The sequence below is a fragment of the Fusobacterium sp. IOR10 genome (assembly GCF_010367435.1).
Classification (GTDB): Bacteria; Fusobacteriota; Fusobacteriia; order Fusobacteriales; family Fusobacteriaceae; genus Fusobacterium_B.
Window position 1 is genome coordinate 70,620 of record NZ_WJWY01000011.1, and the last position, 7,055, is coordinate 77,674.

The 7,055-nt window shown below is 29.5% G+C and carries 9 protein-coding genes; 5 read left to right on the forward strand and 4 right to left on the reverse strand.

Features of this window, described 5'->3' with window-relative positions:
- Positions 1-137 precede the first annotated feature (137 nt).
- The 4 genes from trxB to GIL12_RS04785 all read right to left on the reverse strand — a co-directional run bounded on the left by trxB (position 138) and on the right by GIL12_RS04785 (position 3,462).
- Positions 138-1,346 carry a thioredoxin-disulfide reductase gene (gene trxB / locus GIL12_RS04770; RefSeq protein WP_163469228.1) on the reverse strand — a complete coding sequence of 403 codons (1,209 nt, stop codon included), beginning with the start codon at positions 1,344-1,346 and terminating at the stop codon, positions 138-140.
- A gap of 22 nt (positions 1,347-1,368) precedes the next feature.
- A complete protein-coding gene (locus tag GIL12_RS04775) occupies positions 1,369-2,049 on the reverse strand; it encodes a peroxiredoxin-like family protein (protein WP_163469230.1) in 681 nt (226 codons plus the stop codon).
- Between the two features lie 62 nt (positions 2,050-2,111).
- Positions 2,112-2,429 (reverse strand): co-chaperone YbbN, encoded by a 318-nt coding sequence (locus GIL12_RS04780; RefSeq protein WP_163469231.1) that lies wholly within the window; start codon positions 2,427-2,429, stop codon positions 2,112-2,114.
- Positions 2,430-2,472: 43 nt separating this feature from the next.
- A complete protein-coding gene (locus GIL12_RS04785) occupies positions 2,473-3,462 on the reverse strand; it encodes an FAD-dependent oxidoreductase (protein WP_163469232.1) in 990 nt (329 codons plus the stop codon).
- A 231-nt stretch (positions 3,463-3,693) separates the two neighbouring features.
- Between GIL12_RS04785 and GIL12_RS04790 the strand changes: the two genes are divergently transcribed.
- The 5 genes from GIL12_RS04790 (at position 3,694) to GIL12_RS04810 (ending at position 6,930) form a co-directional block, all read left to right on the forward strand.
- Positions 3,694-4,689, forward strand: a complete 996-nt coding sequence (locus GIL12_RS04790) for an NADH:flavin oxidoreductase (RefSeq protein WP_163469233.1) — start codon at positions 3,694-3,696, stop codon at positions 4,687-4,689.
- A complete protein-coding gene (locus GIL12_RS04795) occupies positions 4,686-5,099 on the forward strand; it encodes a MarR family winged helix-turn-helix transcriptional regulator (protein ID WP_163469234.1) in 414 nt (137 codons plus the stop codon). The genes GIL12_RS04790 and GIL12_RS04795 overlap by 4 nt, the downstream gene beginning before the upstream one ends.
- Positions 5,100-5,135: 36 nt before the next feature.
- Positions 5,136-5,762 carry a nitroreductase family protein gene (locus GIL12_RS04800; protein WP_163469235.1) on the forward strand — a complete coding sequence of 209 codons (627 nt, stop codon included), beginning with the start codon at positions 5,136-5,138 and terminating at the stop codon, positions 5,760-5,762.
- Between the two features lie 48 nt (positions 5,763-5,810).
- A complete protein-coding gene (locus tag GIL12_RS04805; RefSeq protein ID WP_163469236.1) occupies positions 5,811-6,353 on the forward strand; it encodes a glutathione peroxidase in 543 nt (180 codons plus the stop codon).
- 133 nt (positions 6,354-6,486) lie between these two features.
- Positions 6,487-6,930 carry a MarR family winged helix-turn-helix transcriptional regulator gene (locus tag GIL12_RS04810; RefSeq protein ID WP_163469237.1) on the forward strand — a complete coding sequence of 148 codons (444 nt, stop codon included), beginning with the start codon at positions 6,487-6,489 and terminating at the stop codon, positions 6,928-6,930.
- The last annotated feature ends 125 nt before the right edge of the window (positions 6,931-7,055 follow it).

Consider the following 7,055-nt stretch of genomic DNA (forward strand, 5'->3'; position numbering starts at 1 on the left):
TTTGTACAAAACATTTTAATTTGTTAACTCTTTTGTTCTAGTCAAACTTGAGAGTTTCCTACCCTAAACTTTAATAATAAAAAAAAGAAAACCTTGTAACATATAGGTTTTCTTTTTTTGTATAATATCTTTTGTATCTATTTTGTTTTAATTGTATCCAACCAACGTTCAGCATCAATGGCAGCTTTACATCCACTTCCTGCAGCAGTTATTGCTTGCCTATAATCAGAGTCAACAATATCACCACAGGCAAACACACCTGGAATCTTTGTTTTACATGTATTATCAATTACTTGTAGGTAACCCTTTTCATCCAATGGTAATTGTCCCTTTAAAAATCCTGTATTAGGAGTGTGTCCTATAGCTATAAATAATCCAGCTACATTAATTGTAGAAATGCTTTTATCCACAGTACTCTTAAGTTTTAATTCTTTTACTTCTACCTTATCTCCAATAATTTCTTCCACAGTACTGCTGTATATTATTTCAATCTTAGGATTCTTTTTCACCCTATCTTGCATAGCTTGACTAGCCCTAAAAGTATCACGACGATGAATTAAATATACTTTATTACATAAATTAGCTAGATAACTTGCTTCTTCCATAGCAGTATCTCCTCCACCAACTATTGCAACATCTTTACCTTTAAAGAAAAATCCATCACAAGTGGCACAAGCAGACACTCCTTTACCTCTATATTCTTCCTCACTAGGAATACCTAAGTATCTAGCAGTGGCTCCAGTGGCTATAATAACGGCTTCAGAAGTATGAACTTTATCCCCAACATATATTGTAAATGGTCTTTTCTTTAAATCTATTTTTGTTATCTCTCCAAATATAAATTCAGTTCCAAATTTTTTTGCCTGTTTTTCCATGGAAAGCATAAGATCCATTCCATTTATCCCTTCAGGAAATCCAGGAAAGTTTTCTATGTCAGTTGTTGTTGTTAACTGTCCTCCCTTTTCTTTTCCTGTGAATAAAACTGGTTGTAAATTAGCACGACCTGCATATATTCCTGCAGTATATCCAGCAGGACCAGAACCAATAATTACTAATTTATGGTGTTTCGTCTCAACCTTTTCAGAAGTTAGACCTAGAATAGAATCTAATTTTTTTGATCTATCAAGTTCATATAAATCATCACATCCACCTACATGTAGATCTCCAATTATTATTTGGGGAAAAGTTTTCCCACCATTTGATTTTCTAATCATATTTTCTCTTTCTTCAGGATGATCTTGGATATTTATTTCAGTATATTTCATTTTTTTTGATTCAAGTAGCATCTTAGCTCTAGTACAATAAGGACAATTGTACTTGCTGTAGATAGTTATTTTTTTATTCATATTTTCTCCTAATAATATATTCTTATATTAATTTTTTGTATTCTGTAACTACCTCTTGTGCATCTGGCCTAGTTGTATAATCTTCATCTAAATCCACATATGTTACTTTTCCATCTCCATCCACAATAAATGTTGCTGGAATTGGTAGTTCTTTTTTTGTATTTCCTTGGGAATTATCTACATCAATTCCAAACTTCTTGTATATAGCTTGTATTTTTTCAGGTAATCCAAATACTAAGTTTAATTTTTTTGCTAATTTATTATCCACATCACTGCAAATAGTAAAATTCAAGCTTTTAGGATCTGTCTTTTCTATTGTAACATCTGGTTTTTCTGGAGATATTGCAAACATTCTTACACCTTTATTTTCTTTTTCTCCTAATAATTCACTATAGTATGCAAGTTCAAGATTACAATAAGGACACCAAGTTCCTCTATAGAAACTAATAATAGCAGGTTTTCCATCTAATGCTCCTTTAAGAGAAGTTGCTTCTCCCTTATAGTTAAGTAAAGTTGCTTCTGGAAATGTATCTCCTATTTGTAATGTTTTTTCTTTAAAGTTAAATGCTTTTAAATCTTCAGTTGCTTTTTTCATTTCAACTAAAATTTCAGGAGGTATTTGACCCTTTCTCATTTCATTTGCTTCTTTTAATGCTGCTTTTAAACTTTTATTTGTTATTACTTTTTTTTCATTTTCACTCATTATTATTCTCCTTTTTATCTGATTTATTTTATTAATAATTCACTTGGATAATATTAATTTTTCTATAGAACTTCTTTTATAATTTTTTCTACATTTTCTTTTGTGGCATCTTCCTTTGCTGCTTCTGCTATTTTTACTCCATCCTTATATATGGATACAGTTGGCACTCCTAAAACTTTTTGTTTTCTAGCAATTGTCATAGCTCCAACTACATCTAACTTTGTAAATTTAATCTTATCTCCATATTTCTTTGACAACTCTTCTATATGAGGTAATAATGCTTTACAAACTTCACATTTATTGCTCCAGAAATCTACTAATATTAATCCTTTACCTTCTAGTACTTCTTCATTAAATGTATCCTTTTCTAATTTTAACATTGTATTCCTCCTCTAATTTTAATAAGCTTTCAAATATTTTATTTTATTTATTATCTTTTTCTGGTGTTTTTACATCTAAATGTGCTAGATATTTTTCAATAGCTGTTGCAGCCACTGCACCATCAGATGTAGCTGTGATTACTTGTCTTAGATCTTTAGGTCTTAAATCCCCTGCTGCATATACTCCAGGGATATTTGTATTCATTAATTCTTCAGTTGGTATATATCCCCTCTTATCTATTTTAACATGACCTTTAAATAAATCAGTTGCTGGTACATATCCAACAAAGACAAATATTCCAAAGGTTCCCACTTCTTTATCAGGAATAAAGTCCCAAGTTTCCCCAGTAATATTATTTCTAAAAGTAGCTTCCTCTAAGATTCCGTCACCTCTCATATCTATTACTTCACTATTAAACTTAACTTCTATTTTTGGATTTGCCATTACTTTATCAACTATTGATTGAGCACAGGTAAATGCAGGTTCTCTAGCTACAATAGTTACTTTTTTAGCAAATTTTGTTAAGTATATAGCCTCTTCTGCTGCTGCATATCCAGCACCAATACAAAATACTTCTAAATCCTCAAAAAAGTCTGCATCACAAGTGGCACAATATGATACTCCCTTTCCTATTAATTTTTTTTCTCCAGGAGTTCCTAATTTTCTTGGATAAGCACCTGTTGCTATTACCACAGTTTTACTTAAAAACTTAGTTCCATCCTCAGTTATTATTTTCTTTATATCCCCTGTAAAATCAACATCTGCAACACCTTTCATTACTCTTTTAGCTCCAAAATGTTCTGCTTGTTCTATCATTCTTCCTATTAATTTTGGTCCAGATGTTTCCATCTTCCCAGTTTCAAACAAAGATCCAGGATAATTGGCTACCTCTTTAGTAGTTACTATTTGTTCCCCCATTTTTTCCTTTTCCAATATTAAAGTTGATAATTTTGATCTAGAAGCATATAAAGCTGCAGATAAACCTGCTGGTCCACCACCGATTACTATTACATCGTATATTTTTTCATCCATTTCATCCACTCCTTTTCTAAAATGTTTTTCTTAATATTAGCCTAGTTTTATTAAAATCAATTGTTTTGAAGTTCTTTCATTTATATTATTCCCTATAAAACTATTCTATGACTGCCCATCTACAAAGTCAAGGAATTTTTGTTTATATAATAATTTTATTGACAAAATTTACACTAGGGATTACAATTGACCTATCAATAATTGATTAGTCAATTGAAAAGGAGGGTCCCTATGAATATTAAAGATCATGTTATATCAAAGAATATAGAATTTAAAAATAGATTAGTAATGCCTCCAATGGCAACAGCAAAGGCTGATGACAATGGACATATTACAAAGGAAAGTTTAGACTATTACAAAGATAAAACTTCATGTAAACTTTTTTCAGCAGTTATTGTTGAACATAGTTATGTTGATAAAAGAGGTAAGGCTCATAAAAGTCAATGTTCAATATCAAATGATTCAAATATTGAGGGTATGAGTAAACTAGCAAAGGTTATTAAAAATAATAATGCTTTAGCAGTATTGCAAATATCCCATGCAGGAAGTGCTGGAAAGAAAGATGTTATAGGTATGAGTCCTGTTGCTCCTTCTTGTATTTTACATCCAGGAAATAAAAATACTGATCTTCCAATTGAACTCAGTGTATCTCAAATAGAAGATATAAAAAATAAATTTATAGATTCTGCAGTGAGAGGAAAATTAGCAGGCTTTGATGCTGTTGAATTGCACTGTGCCCATGGATATTTATTGGATCAATTTTTATCTCCCCTTACTAATAAAAGAAAAGATGAGTATGGTGGAGATATTTATGCTAGAATAAAGTTACATATTGATATTATCAAAGGAATCAGAGAAAAACTTGGAAAAAATTATCCTATATTTTTAAGAATGGGAGCAGGGGATTTTATGGAAGGTGGACTTTCAAAGGAAGATTCTGTAATTGCTGGAAAGGAATTTGAAAAAGCAGGGATTGATGTTTTAGATATCTCTGGGGGAATGTGTTTTTATACTATAGAAGACACAAGGCCAGGATATTTTGATGTGGTCTCTAAACCTATTTTTCAAAGTGTAAATATTCCTGTTATTTTAACAGGGGGAATAAAAAAAGGCACAGATATTATAGACATTCTTAATAGAAATGTATGTGACCTTGTTGGTATAGGTAGATCAGTTTTTAAAGATTCAAATTGGATGACTAAAGAATTGAAGGATTTGAAAATATGAAATTAAAAGTATTTAGCAATATGCTTCTAAAATTAAGAAGTGTTGAACAAAAACTTACAAAAGAATTTGAGAAAAGCACAGGGTTTAGTATTACAAGATACAAGATTTTAATGTATCTTAAAGATAAGGGAGATAGTTCCCAAATGGAAATAGCAACTTATCTTAAAATTGATCCTGCAGCTATAACAAGACATCTTAAAATTTTAGAAGATAAAGGTTATGTTAAAAGAAATAGAAATAAAGAAAATGTGAGAGAGATAATTGTTTCCCTTACATGTTTTGCAAGAACTGAGCTTACCAAATGTAGAGAAAAACAAAATGAAAATCTATATGAACTTCCTGTTCCTTTTAAAACTGAGGAAATTGAAAAACTTATGGAAATACTTGAAGAAATAGAAAAGAAATTATAATAAACATTTAATTTAATAGACACAAGGAGGATAAAAGTGAAAAATAATGATTTTAAAGACATAGTTTTTAACAGACATTCTATTAAAAGCTTTCACAAGGATGTAAAAATAAGTCATGATGAAATCCTTGAAATGATAGAAGAAGCAACAAAGGCTCCTTCATCAGTTAATATGCAACCTTGGAGATTTGTGGTAGTTGAATCAGAAGAAGGAAAAGAAAAACTTCGTCCTTTAATTAGATTTAATACAAACCAAAATGATACTTCGTCAGCTATGATTATTATTTTTGGAGATATGAAATGCTATAAAAATGCAGATAAAATTTACAGTAAAGCTGTTGAAAATGGTTTTATGCCTGAAACTGTAAAAAAAGAATTAATGGATTTATTTATGCCTGCATATAAAAATGCACCGAAGGAAAAAATGAATGATATTGTAAAAATTGATTCAAGTCTTTCAGCCATGCAACTTATGCTAATTGCAAGATCCCATGGATATGATACAAATCCTATAGGTGGATTTGAAGAAGATCAAATAGCAGAAGCCTTTGGACTTGACCCAAAAAGATATGTCCCTGTTATAATTATTGCTATTGGAAAAGCAGACTATACTCCATTTGAATCTGTAAGGTTAGATGTAGAAGATATTACGTTTTTTAAATAAATTTAATAAAATTTTGTGTATAGGATTTATAAAAGAAGGAGTGATAAAATGAATATTTATGATTTCAATGTTATTAATGTAAAAGGCGAAGATGTTTCTCTTGAAAAATACAAAGGAAAAGTTTTAATGATAATTAATACTGCTACAGGTTGTGGATTCACACCTCAATACAAGGACCTTCAAGAAATCTATGAAAAATTTCATGAAAAGGGATTAGAAATAATTGATATTCCATGTAATCAATTTGCAGGTCAAGCACCTGGAACTGATGAAGAAATTCATAAATTCTGTACTTTAAATTTTGGAACTGAATTTCCTCAAATGAAAAAATCCAATGTTAACGGTGAAGAAGCTCTACCTCTATATAAATATCTAAAAAAAGAACAAGGATTTAACGGTTTTGGTAATGGACCTCAAGCACTTGCAATGGGTTTAATGCTTAAGAAAATAGATAAAGATTATAAAAATAACGCTGAGATTAAATGGAACTTTACAAAATTTGTTGCAGATAGAGAAGGAAATGTTATAAAACGTTTTGAACCTACTGAAAGTATGAAAGATGTTGAAAAATTCATTGAAAATCTAATGTAATAATATATACAATTAAAAATATTTTCTAAGGACTAGCTTTAAAGCTAGTCTTTTTTTATTTTAAAATTTTAATTTGACTTTTAGTCTAAAAAGAGTTATTTTATAGAAAAGAGTTTAGGAGGTATACACATATATGAATTGTACACTTTATAAAAAAATTTCTAGGAAATTATTAGATGTAATTTCTGCATTTAGAAATTACGATGGAAAAGCAAGATATTTTCAAACAGACTATAAATTATCATTTTCAGATATACATTTAATTGAGTTTATAGGAAATAATAATACTACTTATGTTTCTCAAATTGCAAATGAAAATAAAATCACAAAGGGAGCTGTTTCCCAGTCAGTAAAAAAATTAGAAGAAAAAGGATATTTATATAAAACAATTGACGTGGATAATAAATCTAGAGAATTTATAAGATTAACTGACAAAGGAAACATTGCCTACAAGGATCACAAAAATTACCACAAAAAAATCGACAGTGAAGTCTCTTCCATACTAAAAGATTTCAGTATAGAAGAACAAAGGGGTATATTATTATTTTTAAAAAGAATAGAAAAAAAATGGGATTAAAATGGTTCTTTGTCAACTGGTGTTGGTGGAGAAAAATAAAAAAATAAATAATGTTTTTGTTCCTTCAGCTTTATGCTGAAGGAATTTTTATTTTTGTTAAATTGCTATAAATTAAAATTCTATTT